The organism is Lysinibacillus sp. FSL L8-0126 (assembly GCF_038630385.1).
In the GTDB taxonomy this organism is placed as follows: domain Bacteria; phylum Bacillota; class Bacilli; order Bacillales_A; family Planococcaceae; genus Lysinibacillus; species Lysinibacillus fusiformis_D.
The window spans coordinates 3,311,451-3,328,936 of record NZ_CP152028.1 but is presented as its reverse complement, the minus strand read 5'-3'; the positions used below and the strand labels follow the sequence as shown (position 1 = coordinate 3,328,936).

Sequence of the window (17,486 nt, the reverse complement as noted above, 5' to 3'; positions counted from 1 at the left end):
TACTTAAACATTTTATAGTTCTTTAGAACTTATCATTATCTACCTTTATACTATAAATAGTCCTTTACACTCATACAAATAATTACTAACTATTAAATGAATTGCGAAAAGGTACTCCCCTAAATTTGATTCGATTACATGGATAACCCGTAGTAAGTCTACAAGTAATCCCTCAGTCCCTTCAATACATCATCAGAGCTTATCCCTAAGTATCTCGTTGTGGTTGATAATGATTTATGAGAAAGCGCCTTACTAATTAAAACAACATCCGCCCCCTTCTTCCTTAAGTTAGTTGCGTACAACCTTCTAATAGCATGAGCACTGATATTGTTTAACTTGTATTTCTTAGCATAGTAAGAAAGCCTCTTAGTAATTGCACATGGTTTTGTTTCAACATCTAGAGAATCACCAAACTTACTTAAAAACACAACTTCATTTCGTTTCTTATAATGTTTACGAATGATATTATTTTGAGTTATCAAACGTTTCAAATACAGTGCTAGTTCGTCATCGAATGGCAATTTCAATACATCATGGTTCTTCATAATGTCACCCGTCAGTAGCAATGAATTAGTCTTAAAGTCAATATGCTTCTCTTCTAGCTGTATTAACGTGTTCATTCGAATACCTGTCTTGTATATAGTCAGTATAGCCACCGCATCACGAAACTGAATGAAATTCCCCATATCAAGTAATGACAATAAGATTGACAATTGCTTCTCATCAGCAGGAAGTTTAATCTTGGTATCAACACGTATACGAACGTCTTTCCAAAAGTTTCTCTCTATCCATCCGTTATCGTAAAGTCGATTTAAAACAGCTTTAATGACACGTAGACGGCTTTGTTTCGATACATCTGAAATATCCCTAAGCTCGCAAGCCAACCAAATATAGACTCCAATTTAATGTCATCTACATATTCAATTTTCATTGCATCTACTAAACGTTTAAAAGTATAAATATATTCACTGATCGTCGCTTTACGAACGCACAGACGCATCTGCTCTTTCACAATTAACAAAGCATTATTAATTTCCACACCTTTCTTACCCTCGTGTAATTCGGCTACATCAATCATTAGCTTTGGTGGAGTAATCAGTATCGTATCTTTCTCTTTAAACGTACCCTCAAAACTTGGTAGCTGTATAGCTTCTGTTACATCTTCTAAATCAAAAATCCCTGTACGCTGACCTTTTTTAGCCAAATAAAAAACCTCCTAACTAATAAAAGTTAGAAGGTTTTAAAATTGCGAACGCTTACTTTGCTTTTTCTGCTACACCCAATACATCATTCTCTTCAAGGAACTTCGTATTGAATTGTGCTGATTTGAAGACGTCATTGTTCATGAGTGCTTGGTGGAATGGAATGGTTGTATTGATCCCAGGACCAGATACTTCGAATTCACTTAGCGCGCGGTTCATTTTCGCAATCGCTTCTTCACGTGTATCCGCATGAACAATGAGTTTTGCTACCATTGAATCATAATATGGTGGGATTGTATAGCCTGCATAGACAGCAGAATCAATACGTACACCATAGCCGCCTGGCGTTACATACGTATCTACCGTTCCTGCTGATGGCATGAAGTTTTTATAGGCATTTTCTGCGTTAATACGGCATTCAATAGCCCAACCATTTAATTGAATATCATCTTGTGTGAATGGAAGCTTCTCACCAGATGCGATTTTTAATTGTTGTTGTACAAGATCTACACCAGAAATCATTTCTGTAACTGGGTGCTCCACTTGAATACGAGTATTCATTTCCATGAAGTAGAACTTGTCTTCTTGATAATCATAAATGAATTCGATTGTACCGGCACCTTCGTAGTTACATGCTTGTGCCGCTTTTACTGCCGCAGCACCCATTTCAGCACGACGCTCAGAAGATAGTGCTGGAGATGGAGCTTCCTCGACTAGTTTCTGCATACGACGTTGAACTGTACAGTCACGTTCGCCTAAATGCACTACATTGCCATAGCCATCTGCTAAAACTTGGATTTCACAGTGACGGAAATACTCGATGAATTTCTCTAAATATACGCCAGGGTTGCCGAATGCAGCAGCTGCCTCTTTTTGCGTAATATCAATACCTTTTACAAGGTCTTCTTCTGTACGAGCTACACGGATTCCTTTACCACCACCACCAGCAGTTGCTTTAATGATGACAGGATAACCAATTTGAGCAGCCCATTCTTTACCTGTTTCGATATCTGGCACAATACCAGTACCAGGAACAAGTGGAACGCCTGCTGCTTCCATTGTTGTACGTGCAACGTCCTTGATACCCATAATTTTAATTGAATCAGAGGATGGACCGATAAATTTAATGCCAGCGTTTTCACAAGCTTCAGCAAAATCAGCATTTTCCGATACGAAGCCATATCCTGGATGGATACCATCTGCACCTGTTTTTTCAGCTACACTAAGCAGCGCTGGGAAGCTAAGATAAGAATCTTTTGATAGCTTTGGTCCGATGCAATAAGCTTCATCTGCTAATTTCACATGTAATGCGTCCGCATCTGCTTCAGAGTAGACAGCAACCGATTGAATGCCTAACTCTTTACAAGCACGAATAATACGCACAGCGATTTCGCCGCGGTTTGCAATTAAAACTTTTTTCATTTGTTTTGCACTCCTTACTCAGCTTTTACAAGGAATAGTGGTTGGCCATATTCTACTAAGTCGCCATCTTTCACAAGAACTTCAACGATTTCCCCTTGCACTTCTGCTTCGATTTCGTTGAATAATTTCATTGCTTCTACGATACATACGATTGTTTCATTTCCTACTTTATCACCTGGTTTTACGTAAACTGGTGAATCTGGGTTTGGTGCTTGATAGAAAGTACCGACCATCGGAGATACAATTTTATGTAACGAAGGGTCGTTAGTTGCTGATGTAGCTGCAGCTGGAGCTTCTTCCACTTTAGCTGGTGCAGGTGTTACTGCTGGAGCTTCTGCTGGTGCAGATTGTTGTACAACAGGGGCTACTACTTCTTTTTTAGGTGCTACAGTTTCTGTAACAATAACATTATTCTTTTTTAGTTTTACTTTTGCGCCATCTACTTCGTACACAAACTCGTCAATTGAAGAAGAATCTACTAATTTAATAATTTCACGAATTTCTTGAATTTTGAACATTTCTAACTCTCCTTATGAAATAAAATCTACTACAATAACTATTCTATATTTTTTCGTATCAATTTGAAATAGTTAAATGAAAATTAAGTAAATATGAACAAAATAAAAGGCTTTCCTTTACTAAACGAAAGCCTTTTCATAACGCTGATATATAACAACTATTTTCAAATTAACTAAATATTTATTTTTTTCTATATTTTTTAATAATTATTTGCACTAAACTTTACTTGCACATCATTTGCGCCTTCCATCTCTGTTTTCACCAAGTAAATAATTTCGTTTGCTTGTGCTTTTGACAATTCTTCAGCCATCACTGTAACAGAAACTTTTTCCCCTTCAGCGCGAACAAACGCATCTGAATAACCTAATGATTTAACAAGCATTTCAAGCATTGCTTCGGCTGATTCACGTTTAATCAGACCATCCATTTCATTAAATGCCTCATTTTTTTCTTCAGCAGAGGATTCCTCTGCAGCAATTTTTTGCGTTAACTGTTCACGTAGCTGACTTCTCTCATCACTTACCTGCATACGCATTTCTTCAAATAAGTGACTCGGTGAAGATACTTCTTGTGTGATATCATTTGTCGCTTCTTTATCAGTAACGCCTGTGACAGCTGTCTGTTGTAGTGTATCATCTGTAAAAATAGTTAGACCATTGAACTGTTTTGCTGGATCAACCAAATAATACACTGAAATGACTGCTACTAAACTTAATAATGTCATAAACCAAACTGTTCTTCTACGTACGCGCATTTACTTTTCCTCCTTATTTTCCATCGGAACGATTATGATTCGATGAATCGGTAACTGCATCACTTGACTGACGACTGCACGAATTTCATTTTTCACAAAGATATCGGATGCACCTTCTGAAACAACTAGCATTCCTGTTACGTTTTTCGCGCTTTGCTCAGTCCCTCGAAAATATTGGCTGAATAGTTTATTGGCCTCTTGGTCATTTGTCATCTCTCCATAATAAAAATAGACTTTAACCTCCCCAACACCTTGCATTGACTTCAAAGTTTGTTCAAGTTTTTCTTCATTGGTGAGTGGTGAACCTTTGTCGCTTGTTGAATTCGTCTGATACATAGGTAAAATGATGAATATTCCCATGGAGGCAGCTATCAAAATTAAAACCATCAATGACGTTGTTTTTTTTCGTGTCTTTTCCACATCACTTGTACATTGCCTCCCTTCATCTTCTCTTTTTCAAGTGTATGTACGCTTGTTTCTTCCTATGAATTGATAAATGGAATCTTTAATAGCAATTGCAAAAATACTAACGTGATGACCAATTTTGTTAGTGAAATTATTTCCTTATCATCCGTTAGAAACACAAATATCTGACATACAAAGAGCAATGCCAATAAAAGAATCAATCTATCTCCCCCCTGCCATCACTTGTACGAATACAATGAGGAAAAAACAAGAAAACATAAATGAAAAAGCAATGAGAAATGATACAGCACATAATGTAAATAGCGATTTACTAATTTGTTCTAGTAGTCTACAAATATCATCAAAGGCGATTGGTTCTAAAATAGCCGCCAACAATTTTAATGAATAAGCACTGACAACGAGCTGTACAGTTGGGATAAAGGACACTGTAATGACGGCGATAAAGGCACTAATACTAGTAAGTGAAGATGTAAATTGTGTCATATGCTGAAACATTGAAAAGCTGTCTACAATAAAAGACCCAACAACTGGAATATTTTCCTCAATTAATTTTTTGACGGGTTCCGCTACAGCAGCATTGACACTAAATGCTGCCACACCACCTGCAGTCATCAACAGAATATAGCAAATAACGGAGGCAGAAACGATACTCATAATCGTAAAACGAATCAACTCAGCGATTCGTGTAAAAGAAATTTCCTTGACTATGACACTGCACACATCAAAGACAATGGCTAAAAGCACACCTGGAATAAGCCACTTACTACTAATAATGGTCAGGACTTGTACAAAAAACAGTAAAAAAGGCTGCCAGGAAGCAATCGCTGTAATACTACTTGATAGAAGAAAGCTTGAAGTTAAAATGGGATAAAATGCTGTAAATAGATGGGCTAGTCCTTGTGCAATTTCATCAATTAATGTAAAAGACTTAACTACAACTGGACCAATCGTTGCTAAAACAATCAGAAAAAAGAGTATCCTTGTCCCTTTTTCAAATTCTGGTAATACCATGTTCACAATCAAAACAATGATGACGTAGCTGCAAAGCATGAGCGTCATCTTTAGCAAGAGAAAGAATGGGTCGATTAAAAACGATAGTATTTGCTCCTGCAATGGCTTCGCTCCTTAGTTTAGCCTTTTTAAAATGGCCGACACCTCCTGTAAAACAGCCAAAAATTCTTTGAACCAATACAACAAAATCACGATTTTTACTGCAGCAAAAACGATGTTCCCGAGCACCTTATAATTATGTTCTGCCAGCAGTAAAGACATCCACTGCCCGACATAGAACATACTTGCACTGATTAAAATAGCTTTCGCATAAGGTAAAAAGGCAAGTGTTTCTAACAGCTGTTTGACGAAAGGCATTAAAAGTGTCGAGAACAACATGCCAAAAAGCAAGAACGAAAACATCACACTTATTAGCGCATGGAGTGGCTGTATAACTTCTTTTATCAGCAATAATAAAAGCAGCATGACAACAGCAACAATCACAATTTCCATTTACATTACCCGGAAGATGTAAGCCATTGGAAGAATGTTAAAATCTCATTAAAAAATAGACGTAAAAATCGAAGTAATTCTGCTGTCATATATAAGTAGGCAATGAAAAAGAGGAAAAATGAAAACTCCTTCTTCCCTGTTTGATCAAAGAAAACATGAAGAAGCGCAACGACTAGTCCCACTCCAGCAACTCTTAATACGTCTTGTAATTCCATTCCTACGCCCCCTCGTGTACAGCAATATATGTCGCTCTACCAAAAAAAAGACCTCTATACATATGTATAGAGATCTTTATTGATAAAATTTATAGAAGCTTTTCTACAATGCTTCTGACAGTGCCAGTTTGCTGTACGAGATAACTCTTTTCGCCCATCCACATCGATAAATATTCCGCATTACCTTGCTCGGCACTTTCTTTACGAATGGTAGTCGTTAAATAGTTTTGTAATGGATAAGGAGCTACTATCGCATCTTTCATACGTTTTGTAAAGTCATTCATTAAGCCTCTTGCTGGTTTACCCGTAAAGGCGAGCGTAATCGTTGTTTGCTGTTCTTTCGAAGCTAACACAGCATTTTTATAAAGTGGCGAAATTTCGCATTCATCTGCCACTAGTAACGCTGTACCAATTTGAACAGCCTGTGCCCCGCCCTTTAACGCCCTTTGAATATCCTCTTTCGTCACAAGTCCACCTGCTGCGATAATAGGAATCGCAATTTGTCCAGCTACTTGTTGTAGTAAATCATATAACGGTATTAATTGCAGTGGGGCCGAAAAGGAGCCTCGATGACCGCCAGCCTCTCCTCCTTGTAGTACAACTGCATCCATTCCTGCTTGTTCTACTAGTATAGCTTCCTCTACTGTCGTAGCGGTACCAACCGTATAAATACCATTGTCTTTTAATTGCTGCAGAACCTCTGGAGAGGGCAACCCAAATGTAAATGAACAAATTGCTACCTGTTCCTCGATCACCGCCTGAATTTGACCTGCAAACACTTCCTTCGAAACAACACTTTGTACAGGTGATAATCCTAGTTCATCGTAAAAAGGTTGTAGTGCCATACGGGCTTGTTGTAAAACCTCGATATCAATTTTTGGTTCTTCTTGAACAAACAGATTGACCGCAAAGGGCTTTGCTGTTAACTTCTTTACTTCCTGAATAAATTGCTTTGTTTGTGCACCATCTAAGTAGCCCGCTCCTATTGAGCCTAATAGCCCAGCCTCAGCGCAAGCCGCCACAAATTTTGGGGATGTCACGCCTGCCATTGGTGCTTGAATAATGGGATATGTCATATCAAATGTTTGTAGCATACCTTTCACTCCTTACGATTATTGTAAACAATTCTCCCAGCAATGACCATCTATCTGATGATAGAATCTTGATGGACTCTTAGTAAAAAAGAGTACGTGCTTCTATCTATTATCACATTAAATGAAATGTTTGGCAGGATATGTATAAGAAAAAAATAAAAACCTACCCTTTTTTTAAAGAGTAGGTTGGCTATTATTAATTATTAAGCACGAGAAACGTAAGAGCCTTCTTCTGTGTTAACGATTAAAACATCACCTTGGTTAACGAAGAAAGGTACTTGTACGATTAGACCTGTTTCAAGTGTAGCAGGTTTTGTACCGCCTGAAGCTGTATCTCCTTTGATCCCTGGTTCTGTTTCTGTAACTTCTAATTGAACAGTATTTGGTAATTCAATACCTAACATTTCACCTTGGTAAGATTGAATATGCACTTCCATATTTTCTTTTAGGAATTTTAATTCATATTCAATAGCAGCTGAAGCAAGTTCAGTTTGCTCGTAAGATTCTAAGTCCATGAATACATGCTCGTCGCCTTGTGCATATAGGTATTGCATTTTACGGTTATCAATTTGTGCTTTCTCTACTTTTTCACCAGCACGGAATGTTTTTTCATTCACTGAGCCGTTACGTAGGTTACGTAATTTAGAACGCACGAACGCAGCACCTTTACCTGGTTTAACGTGTTGGAAATCTAACACGCGGTATAATTGGCCATCAACAATAATTGTTAGACCTGTACGGAAATCGTTTACTGAAATCATTTGTGTTCCTCCAAAGTTTATAAAATAATGAGTTCTTTTGACGAATGTGTTAGTAGTTCATTACCCGTTTCAGTGATTAAAATATCATCCTCGATACGGACACCACCGATTCCTGGTAAGTAAACACCAGGTTCAATCGTCACGGCCATACCTGGCTCTAGCACTGTCTCTGAACGCATCGATAAGCCAGGGCCTTCATGTACTTCAAGACCAATACCATGTCCTAAAGAATGACCAAATGCGTCGCCATATCCTTTTTCTTTTAAGTAGTCACGTGCAATCGCATCCGCTTGAATACCTGTTAATCCAGGACCCACTTTTTCAAGTGCTAACAGTTGAGAAGCAAGGACTGCATTGTACATATCTACTAATTTTTCAGATGGTTCTCCAACAGCCACAGTACGTGTGATATCCGAAATATAGCCATTATATAGCGCACCAAAGTCTAAAGTAACAAAGTCGCCTTTTTCAATCACTTTATTCGTTGCAACGCCATGTGGTAATGCTGAACGAAGACCAGACGCAACAATTATGTCAAATGAAGACTGAGTTGCTCCTTGTTTACGCATGAAAAATTCTAATTCATTCGAAACCTCAAGCTCTGTTTTACCAGGCTTGATGAAGCCTAAAATATGTGTAAATGCGTGATCTGCAATTTCACACGCAACCTTAATAATATTAATCTCTTGTTCCGTCTTAATCAAGCGAATTTTTTCAATTAGCCCAGAAATCGGCACTAAATCTGCTTGAATGTTTGATTTATACAGTTCATATGTGCCATAACTTACAGTATCTTTCTCAAAGCCCAATAATTTGATGCCCATATTGCTTACTTGTGTAGCAATTTCTTCAATGATTGTTGCTTCATGTTTGACAATGCGGAAGTCCTGAATTTGTGCAGCAGCCTGCTCTGTATAACGGAAATCTGTAATAAACACAGCATCATTTTGAGACACAATTGCTACGCCTGCTGTCCCTGTAAAACCAGTCATATAACGTCGGTTATACCCATTTGTGATTAAAATGCCATCGATGCTTTGTTCTTGAAGTGCTTTACGTAGCTTTTGTAATTTCAACATAATCAATTCTCCCTCTCGATAAATGTACGTAGTGCCAGTTCATAGCCTTTCGTACCTAGTCCACAAATTTGACCAAGGCAGGCCGGAGCAAGATAAGAATGATGACGGAAAGCCTCACGTTTGTGGATATTGGAAATATGTACTTCGATAACCGGCACAGAAATTCCTGCAATCGCATCATGTAACGCGATGCTCGTATGGGTATACGCACCGGGATTAAAGATAATACCATCATATTTTTCGTCCTCTGCTTCATGCACCCAATCTACTAGTACCCCTTCGTGATTGGATTGACGAAATTCAACCGTAGCACCTAAAGAAGCCGCAAGATTTCGAACATTTTCTCTAACATCATCCAATGTTTCATATCCATAAATATGTGGCTCTCGTTTGCCAAGTCGATTTAAGTTCGGTCCATTCAAACATAATAACTTCACGCTTCTATTCGCCTCTTTCTATGTACTTGCCATTTATTTTATCATACACCGTGCATTCAGCAACTAATTTCAATTGATGGTTTCATAAATATCCCCTCAAACAAAGGGGATATTTTGTACCATTAACTGCCTTTTTGTGCTGTATGCTCCTTCTGATGAAAATTGGCCGTTTCCAACAAGAAACGTAATAGACAGACAACAATCACTATAAATGGAATGGACAGTTTTTTAAAGGACGTCAGTTGTAATGGTAGATCTAAAGCAATCCACTCCAATGTAATAGTCACAAGAAGACCTAGCAGCAGTGACGAAAAGAAAGCTGGAATGATATAGACATAGCGCATGGTCATATATAAAAATAAGCCGATGATAAACAGCAGAAAGATAAAGAAGGTCCATTGAAATAATTTAGAGCTATCTTCAAACCAATTCCACTTTTTATAAAACCCAATCGGATGCCATTTAATAAGATGGAAATAATGTAAACCCTTTAAGCACAGCGCTAAAACAAGCGCATTTACAAGTGCGGTAATCGTCGCTACTTTCATCATCTAACCTCCTTTTTGCACACTAATGTTTTCCTGAAATGTACGATTAGTGTAGCCATATAGAAAATTTACTATGCGTAACTGTAGAGGTTTTTCACTAAATTTAGTACAATGGTACAGTTGAAATATATAAAGAGAGTGGTGTTAGCCTTGAGCAATTCACCTGTATACGGGGGACAAGCACAATTAGAAGGTGTGATGTTCGGAGGAAAGGAACATACTGTTACAGCCATTCGTCGTAACGATGATTCCATTGATTATTATCATTTTAAAAAAGTTCAAAAGCCTATTTTACAAAAGCTCAAAAAAATTCCATTTGTACGAGGCGTTGTAGCGCTCATTGAGTCGGCTGGCTTAGGCTCTCGTCACATGCAATTTGCAGGGGATCGTTATGATGTGACACCTGGCGAAGAAGAAGATCATAAAGAAGAAGGTTCTAAACTTCAGATGATACTTGGAGTTGCTGTAGTAGGTATTCTTTCCTTTTTATTCGGAAAATTTGCCTTTACATTAATTCCTGTTTTTATAGCAGATTTTTTCTCAAAATGGATTGAAGGGAAAACGGGACAAATTCTACTAGAGAGTGGTATTAAACTCCTTTTACTGCTAGCCTACTTATACTTTATCTCATTAACCCCTCTGATTAAGCGAGTATTTCAGTATCATGGTGCCGAGCATAAAGTCATTAACTGTTATGAGGCTGGCTTAGACATCACAGTAAAAAACGTTCAAGCTCAATCACGTCTGCACTATCGTTGTGGCAGTAGCTTCATTCTGTTCACAGTGTTTGTCGGCATGTTTTTATATTTCTTTGTACCAACTGACCCACTGTGGCTTCGTATTTTAGATCGGATTCTATTAATTCCTGTTGTACTCGGTATTTCATTTGAAGTATTACAAGCGACAAATGCTTGCCGCAATATCCCAGTGTTGCGTTTCCTTGGCTACCCTGGCTTATGGCTTCAATTACTGACAACTCGTGAACCAAAGGACGATCAAGTAGAAGTAGCAATTGCTTCCTTTAATATGCTACGTCAAGTAGAGCAGCAACCTGAAATTGCTGCAACATTGAACCATGAATAATAGAACAGGCAGTCCCAACAAGTGTTGAGGCTGCCTGTTTTATATTATTGCTCTATTTAGTATAAATAAGTGCAGTAAACAGCCCTATTAAATTTGGTAAGATACTGAAAACTAAAAACAGCCAATTATTCGTCATGATGGAGATGCTTGTAAAAATAAGAATGGACGCAGCAATAATACCTATGCCCAGCTTCACTCGAGAAAGCTGAAACGGGATGGGACTAAACATGTTGATGGTCAAAACTCCCCCAATTATCCCCCAACTCCCTAAGTGCACTAAAAGAATACTACCTAAAACCATTGCTGCATTCAATTCAATGCCAAATACAATGAGTGTAAAGAAAATATAAATCGCCGCTAATGTCACATACCACGAATAGGATTTCGCTTTTTGCCAAATATAGTCGTGTAGCTCATCTAAACCTCTATTTTTCTTCGCCTTACTCCGTCCTAACCACCAGCCTAAAATTCCACAAGTCATTCCCCCATACAATCCGATAATTCCTCCGATAGAAATCTCCATCACTCCGTCCCCTCCTCTTCGAATATAAACACTTCTTCAATTGTGCAATTGAAAGCTTTTGAAATATTGTAGGCGAGTTCTAAAGATGGATTGAATTTCTCCGATTCAATTGCAATGATTGATTGTCGCGAGACGCCAACTACTTTAGACAACTCCTCCTGCGTAATCTTTTTCGATTTCCGCAATTCACGAATTCTATTTTTCATAAAGCCTCCTCGTTAAATGTAAAGTAAACTGTACATTTTTTTGATAAGTAAAGTTTACTTTACACCATTTCATATGTCAAGTTGACTTTACAATTTAGTTTTCGTTTAAACAATACAGGAATTCTTATGAAGAACGATCAGGAGACATAGTGAGGGCTATAATTAGAAAAGACACCACATGCTAATTTTGAAAAATGTAGTCAGTTTGTGAAGAAAAGCATCCACCTCCATTTAATAGTTCCACCTCTATCGTACCTATCTACACTGTGAAATAAAGTTAAATTCCAAAATAAGGAATATAAAAAGCGTGTTTTGAATGATGATCAAAACACGCTTTTTTATAGGATTTTTCCGCACCTTTTCCTTTAGCGTTAACCCGCCTATTTCAACACTCGACTATGAATTATATTCATAATTTTCTGTTGAGCATCTAGAGCTTCAGGGATAGGCATCACAACAAACACATGATTCATTTGAGGATAAACAAAGGTAGTGATGTCAATGCCTTGTTCGGTTAGTTGTTCATCAAATTTTATGGCATCTGGATATAAACTTTCATGTGTTCCAATAAAATGAGTAATCTTCCCAAGTCCTTGAAAATCACCGTAAATAGGACTAATCAATGGGTCCTTTAGATCTTTATCAGCAGCCCATATCTTTGTAATGACTTCCATTCCTGCACTAGCTAACATTGGGTCCTTTTCTTCATATTCAAGTATCTGAGGATTTTCTAAACTCATATCAACACATGCTGATAGTAAAATAATATCTTGGGGTTGAGGTAGATGATTCTGCTTCAAAAGTTGGACCAGACCAAGTGCTATATTTCCACCTGCCGAATCTCCGATAATGGTCAATTGATTAGAACTTTCAACCGTTTTTAAAATTTCTTTATAGAAATTGAGCATTTTTTGGAAGGTGTCATGATGGTTAAAATGAGGCACTTTCGGATAAATGGGCGCAATAACTTTTGCATTTAACAATTGTGCCATCTTATCCATGAATAACCAATGTAAACTTAAAGGCTGATTCGTCCAAGCACCACCATGTATATAGAGAATAACTTTTTGCTTCAAGGACTTTTGGTCATTTAAAGTGAAGACCTGCATAGCCTCAAAGGTTTGCTCCTCCATATCACTTATAAATTGAACATCTTCCCCTATAACATAAAGCTGACTATTTTCAGTTCCCCTCTCCTCAATAAACTGTTTAGCATTTTCAATACTAGAAAAACTCTTTTTATTACTTTGCGCAAATAGCCATTTTTCAAATTGAACACTTTCTTCAGAACGATCTCCGCTAAAAATTTCTACAGTCATTTTTTCTCCCCTTTAAGTTTCATCACGCACATAGATTGATAAGAGCCATGTATCAGAAGCTTTCACACGTACTATAATCTATACCGTATCATAGAGACAAACCTGCATCCGTTAAATAAAATATTTTTTTCGTACTCTATGTTAATTCCACAGTATGTCGTATACTCCTTCAACATCCATCGTATTTAAATGAAAATAAAAAATACCATGCTGATTGCCAACATGGTATTTTCATCTTTATTTAAACAAGTAACTCATTAATAATTTTTTAACTGTCTGATTATCAATTTGGCATCCAGCCGTTGCTAAAGATATGTTTTCAAGTTTTTTATTTTATATACTTAGAACGAACAACGGTCCTTTTGTATGGCTCACCTTGTAACGTTTCACCTGAAATATTTAAAGTTATATTATATACACCCGACTTTTTATTTTCTGGAAAATTCACCATAAAGTTTTGCTGATTAACCTTTTGCGTCTGTAGAGAAGAAGCAATATCTTTCCCTGTTGGATCCAGTACTCGTACATCGAAGGTAAGTTTTTGTAATTGGTCATTAGCTTGCATTGTCACGATATTATTCGTTTCTAATGATACTGTTGGAATACTTACCTTAATCAAAGATGGGCCCCCATGTTGAACTGCCAGTAAAAACGCATTATCTTCTGCCTGCGTGCTTATATTTATCTTCCATTCACCAATCTCAGAAATAACGCCGGTAAATGTATGAGGTACTACGCCATTAAAGAAGGAGGCTTCATCCAATGATTGGATTGTTTGGTTGGTATATTTTTTTTCTGAAGGAGATACTAACTCTATCTTATCGCTAGTTAACCCTGTCCATAATTTAACATTATCGAGCGCAGTATCCACATAAAAAGAATGTGTCACATCATTTGACGATTGTAACTTCCCTCCGTAAAAATAATGAGAAACATCCAACTCTTGAAACATATCAGATTGAGAAAGGTATTCTTTGTTCATCATGATACGATCTGTAGAAGCAGACTGTAGATACTGTTCCAATCTTGAAAATACCGCAGATCCCATTCGAATATTGTCATGGTCAAGTGAGGGATCGGTAAATAAATGTGTTCCGTAAGATAATTTAGTGCTTGCCTCTTTGACTAATCCATCATTTGGATCGGAAAGATATAGACCTCCCATCCAGAGTGCAGATAGAAATGGTCCTGTATTAGTACCAGCCATTGTATAATAGTTGTTCTTGCTAACATTGGGGTGATTGTCTATTAGTGAGCGAAAATATTCCATTTCCCCAACTTGAAGTGAATAAGTTCCATCATCTTTTTCACCGAGTAATGTAGCTAGCCAACCTGCCCACCAGCTATATGCAAGATCAGCTAACTCTGATCCATAATGAGGGGATCCTAAAGTAAACACCCTCCCAACGTACGGATGAGCATTATGAAGAACTAATGCTGCTTGGGTATCAGGCCCACCCTTGCTATGGGCAATTATATTTAATTTTTTTCCGTGAAAATGTTGACTGATTTCTTTTAACATAGAGGCTAATAATTTTCCATTATCGTATTGACTATAAGAACCTTTACCTGCCGAATCGTATAATTGAACAAATACCGTTTGATATCCTGCTTCATAAGCTTTTGTATACATATCATTAAGACCGTGATATTCTGTATTGCCATACCAACTTGTAGAGTTCCCGTTTTTCCCTTGAACGAAAACAAGAGGTGGTTTATTCAAATCAACATTAGGTGGAGTATTTCCTAGAAACCACTCTCCAGGTGTAAAGCTTTCACCTGGTGGCTTCAATCCATAAGGTTCAATCGTGTTTGAGGCAAAAACATCTGGAGTAGAAAAAAGCATAATTGTAACCATTACTAATAAAGAAAGTATTTTTTTCAAATTGTTTTCCTCCTAATCATTATAGATCAAGTGCGTAAAGCTGTAGAAAAGCAATTTATAATTCTAAAAAACTGGTGTTGAATAACAGCTATTAATGCTAATTTTCAAGCAGCAACCAACTAACCCCACCTTCCCTTTATACTAATATTCTATAAAAAGGGAATAACTTCCTTCTAATTTAGACAAAAAAATATCATTATCTTACTTCGGTTAAGCCTCACTTAAAGAAGTAGCGAGATAGACTGTATTAGCAAGTAAAATAGCATAGAGCGAAATGACCAATATTCAACACCATATGTTCATATAAACGAACCTAAGTCCTTAATTCTCATTTATTAACACCCTCTTCTCGCGCAATATGATGGATGCTTTCTTGTCCATTTATATAACGTAGTACGGTTTTTATTTTCTTATTGATCATCAAAACACCCTGTAAAAGCTAGATTTTGTGTCTAGCTTTTACGGGTCAGAAGGTACTAGATTGTATTATTTCAACATATATGTACCAGTTAATAATAAACCTCCATCAAAGAATAAACACCCTATGTAAGCATAGCAAACTAGTCCAATTTTGAAATGGCTAGTTTGAACACTTACATAGAGTGCTTTAGGTCCCTCTAAATAGTTGGTTGAGGTTATGGAAGCTATTTAATTTAGAGAGTTTTTCATGCTAATTCTTGTAACGCCTCAATTGCTTGAGCTACTTGCTCTTCTGTTAAATTGTGACGCACGATGTAGCGGTTGCGCGCATGCTTTGTACATTCGATTGTACAGCCACCTAAATGCTTTGCTTCATTTTCTTCAGATGCAATGATTTGTTTGTTACATTCAGGGTTTGCACAGTTAATGTAACGTTCACAAGGTTCACCGTCATAGTGATCACGACCGATAATCACATGCTCTACTTGATTGATTGGCACCGTTAAACGCTCATCAAATACGTACATTTGACCGTCCCATAATTGGCCTTTCGCAACAGGGTCTTTTCCATATGTTGCAACACCGCCATGTAATTGACCAACATCGCCAAAGCCTTCACGTTTCATCCAGCCCGAAAACTTCTCACAGCGAATCCCGCCCGTACAATAGGTTAAAACATTTTTCCCTTCGAACAGCTCGCGATTTGCACGTACCCATTCTGGTGTATCACGGAAGTTTTGTACATCTGGTCGAATCGCACCACGAAAATGGCCGACATCGTACTCATACGTGTTACGCACATCTAATACTACTGTATTGTCATCTTGCATTTCAGCAAGAAATTGTTCTGGTGACAGGTAGCGACCTGTTAATTCATGTGGGTTCACGTCTTCTTCTAAGCCTAAGTTTACTAACTCAGGTCGTGGGCGTACGTGCATTTTTTTGAATGCATGCTCTTCTACTGCATCAATTTTGAAGACTATACCTTCAAATAATGAGTCAGCTTGCATGTTTGCCATGTATTGCTCTGTCTGCTCAATCGTACCTGAAACAGTACCGTTAATGCCCTCGTTGGCTACTAAAATACGACCTTTTAAACCGATTTCTTTACACATGGCTAAGTGCGTTGCTGAAAACGCAGCTGGATCTTCAATCTTCGTGTAATGGTAATATAATAAAACTTGATAATTCATTGTTTTCCACCTATCATTTCAATATTTGCAGGATATTCCTGATAGTGTCTTTTACGACCTATTAACCATAAAGGATAATCATTGAATATGCTATCGGTAATTAGACTGAAATGGGCATAAATATTATTTTTAAAGAATTTGTGAATTGGTCAGTGGACTTTTTTTTATAAAAAAGTGTTATTCCACAATCTGGTCCTTAAATGGAAAAAGACACACTCCTTATGAAAGAAATGCACCTGTTAACGGAGGATTGTTAGCCAACTTCAGTACTAAGTAAACTGAGAAATTGAGTAATGCGTGCTTTTATTCAGGGAATCCCCAAATAGAATACATCGCGTATATACTCAAAAATATACCAAGCAAAAAGAATCCCGATTTTATGATATTTTCCTTTTTGAAGGAAATTTCACTGTATTCGGCATAGCTTAATATCATATAGATAATGGCTGGTGTAAAGATGACTATTGCCACCCAATGTTGCTGAAAATTAACTCTTAACGCAGGGTTAAATACAGGCAAAAAGAATAATAAACCTAATAAAGCCCCTAAAGTATAGCCTTTTAAATATTTTTTCATCAAAGTTTGTCCTTTCTTATAGGAATTTTTTAATTGCCCCTTCAGAATCTAGATGCTTTGCTTCAAGCAATGTAGTAGAGCCTTTTTCTACTTAAACTAAACCACTCTTTCTATAGCAATTAAAATTCGGCAGCTATAATTTGATAATTACTTTTCAATTTTGGGGATGAAAATGCTAAAGAGAAAATATGCACAAGCATTTCTTGATACTAATGAAAGGTCCTTTAACGGAAGAACCTTTTCACGATGAAAACACCCCTTTAGATATATGAATATCCAAAGGGGCGTAGCTTCGTAACATTTTTATAAATGTCGTGACTT

General features: G+C 37.2%; 21 protein-coding genes. 1 reads left to right on the top strand and 20 read right to left on the bottom strand.

Annotated elements, in window-relative coordinates:
• Positions 1-158: 158 nt before the first annotated feature.
• The 14 genes from MHI34_RS16185 to MHI34_RS16120 form a co-directional block, all read right to left on the bottom strand.
• Positions 159-884, bottom strand: coding sequence for a site-specific integrase (locus MHI34_RS16185; RefSeq protein WP_342503665.1), 726 nt, complete (start codon positions 882-884; stop codon positions 159-161).
• On the bottom strand, positions 812-1,204 hold the full coding sequence (locus MHI34_RS16180) for a hypothetical protein (RefSeq protein WP_058844024.1): 393 nt from the start codon (positions 1,202-1,204) through the stop codon (positions 812-814). Before MHI34_RS16180 ends, MHI34_RS16185 begins: the two co-directional genes overlap by 73 nt.
• Positions 1,205-1,256: 52 nt before the next feature.
• Positions 1,257-2,624 (bottom strand): acetyl-CoA carboxylase biotin carboxylase subunit, encoded by a 1,368-nt coding sequence (gene accC / locus MHI34_RS16175; RefSeq protein ID WP_089934541.1) that lies wholly within the window; start codon positions 2,622-2,624, stop codon positions 1,257-1,259.
• A gap of 14 nt (positions 2,625-2,638) precedes the next feature.
• Positions 2,639-3,142, bottom strand: coding sequence for an acetyl-CoA carboxylase biotin carboxyl carrier protein (gene accB / locus MHI34_RS16170; protein WP_036116828.1), 504 nt, complete (start codon positions 3,140-3,142; stop codon positions 2,639-2,641).
• Positions 3,143-3,342: 200 nt separating this feature from the next.
• Positions 3,343-3,897: a SpoIIIAH-like family protein gene (locus tag MHI34_RS16165; protein WP_036116826.1), complete on the bottom strand. Its 555-nt coding sequence runs from the start codon at positions 3,895-3,897 to the stop codon at positions 3,343-3,345.
• Positions 3,898-4,257: a hypothetical protein gene (locus tag MHI34_RS16160; RefSeq protein WP_244504886.1), complete on the bottom strand. Its 360-nt coding sequence runs from the start codon at positions 4,255-4,257 to the stop codon at positions 3,898-3,900.
• A 267-nt stretch (positions 4,258-4,524) separates the two neighbouring features.
• A complete protein-coding gene (locus MHI34_RS16155; protein ID WP_036116822.1) occupies positions 4,525-5,436 on the bottom strand; it encodes a stage III sporulation protein AE in 912 nt (303 codons plus the stop codon).
• A 12-nt stretch (positions 5,437-5,448) separates the two neighbouring features.
• On the bottom strand, positions 5,449-5,826 hold the full coding sequence (locus MHI34_RS16150; protein WP_036116820.1) for a hypothetical protein: 378 nt from the start codon (positions 5,824-5,826) through the stop codon (positions 5,449-5,451).
• Positions 5,827-5,831: 5 nt separating this feature from the next.
• Positions 5,832-6,041, bottom strand: coding sequence for a hypothetical protein (locus MHI34_RS16145; protein WP_012295089.1), 210 nt, complete (start codon positions 6,039-6,041; stop codon positions 5,832-5,834).
• Positions 6,042-6,130: 89 nt separating this feature from the next.
• Complete coding sequence (locus MHI34_RS16140) at positions 6,131-7,135, bottom strand: nitronate monooxygenase (RefSeq protein WP_036116814.1); 1,005 nt, start codon at positions 7,133-7,135, stop codon at positions 6,131-6,133.
• A gap of 203 nt (positions 7,136-7,338) precedes the next feature.
• Complete coding sequence (gene efp / locus MHI34_RS16135) at positions 7,339-7,896, bottom strand: elongation factor P (protein WP_036116812.1); 558 nt, start codon at positions 7,894-7,896, stop codon at positions 7,339-7,341.
• Between the two features lie 17 nt (positions 7,897-7,913).
• A complete protein-coding gene (locus tag MHI34_RS16130; protein WP_342503664.1) occupies positions 7,914-8,975 on the bottom strand; it encodes a Xaa-Pro peptidase family protein in 1,062 nt (353 codons plus the stop codon).
• Between the two features lie 2 nt (positions 8,976-8,977).
• Entirely contained in the window at positions 8,978-9,412 is a 435-nt protein-coding gene (gene aroQ, locus MHI34_RS16125) for a type II 3-dehydroquinate dehydratase (RefSeq protein ID WP_036116808.1), read from the bottom strand.
• A gap of 122 nt (positions 9,413-9,534) precedes the next feature.
• Positions 9,535-9,963 carry a hypothetical protein gene (locus MHI34_RS16120; RefSeq protein ID WP_230593729.1) on the bottom strand — a complete coding sequence of 143 codons (429 nt, stop codon included), beginning with the start codon at positions 9,961-9,963 and terminating at the stop codon, positions 9,535-9,537.
• 147 nt (positions 9,964-10,110) lie between these two features.
• Here MHI34_RS16120 and MHI34_RS16115 point away from each other — a divergent pair, with 147 nt between their 5' ends.
• Positions 10,111-11,043, top strand: a complete 933-nt coding sequence (locus tag MHI34_RS16115; RefSeq protein ID WP_036116804.1) for a DUF1385 domain-containing protein — start codon at positions 10,111-10,113, stop codon at positions 11,041-11,043.
• A gap of 52 nt (positions 11,044-11,095) precedes the next feature.
• On the opposite strand, the gene MHI34_RS16110 is transcribed toward MHI34_RS16115, so the two are convergent.
• The 6 genes from MHI34_RS16110 to MHI34_RS16085 all read right to left on the bottom strand — a co-directional run bounded on the left by MHI34_RS16110 (position 11,096) and on the right by MHI34_RS16085 (position 17,165).
• Positions 11,096-11,566 (bottom strand): hypothetical protein, encoded by a 471-nt coding sequence (locus tag MHI34_RS16110; RefSeq protein WP_036116802.1) that lies wholly within the window; start codon positions 11,564-11,566, stop codon positions 11,096-11,098.
• The gene (locus MHI34_RS16105; RefSeq protein WP_036116800.1) at positions 11,566-11,772 is read right to left on the bottom strand and encodes a helix-turn-helix transcriptional regulator; all 207 of its coding nucleotides are present in this window, start codon (positions 11,770-11,772) and stop codon (positions 11,566-11,568) included. Before MHI34_RS16105 ends, MHI34_RS16110 begins: the two co-directional genes overlap by 1 nt.
• A 380-nt stretch (positions 11,773-12,152) precedes the next feature.
• Positions 12,153-13,091 (bottom strand): alpha/beta hydrolase, encoded by a 939-nt coding sequence (locus MHI34_RS16100; RefSeq protein WP_342503663.1) that lies wholly within the window; start codon positions 13,089-13,091, stop codon positions 12,153-12,155.
• A gap of 328 nt (positions 13,092-13,419) precedes the next feature.
• Positions 13,420-14,976 carry a hypothetical protein gene (locus MHI34_RS16095; RefSeq protein WP_330493202.1) on the bottom strand — a complete coding sequence of 519 codons (1,557 nt, stop codon included), beginning with the start codon at positions 14,974-14,976 and terminating at the stop codon, positions 13,420-13,422.
• A 665-nt stretch (positions 14,977-15,641) separates the two neighbouring features.
• On the bottom strand, positions 15,642-16,589 hold the full coding sequence (locus tag MHI34_RS16090) for a rhodanese-related sulfurtransferase (RefSeq protein ID WP_089934547.1): 948 nt from the start codon (positions 16,587-16,589) through the stop codon (positions 15,642-15,644).
• Between the two features lie 303 nt (positions 16,590-16,892).
• Positions 16,893-17,165, bottom strand: a complete 273-nt coding sequence (locus MHI34_RS16085) for a hypothetical protein (protein WP_089934549.1) — start codon at positions 17,163-17,165, stop codon at positions 16,893-16,895.
• Between the last annotated feature and the right edge of the window lie 321 nt (positions 17,166-17,486).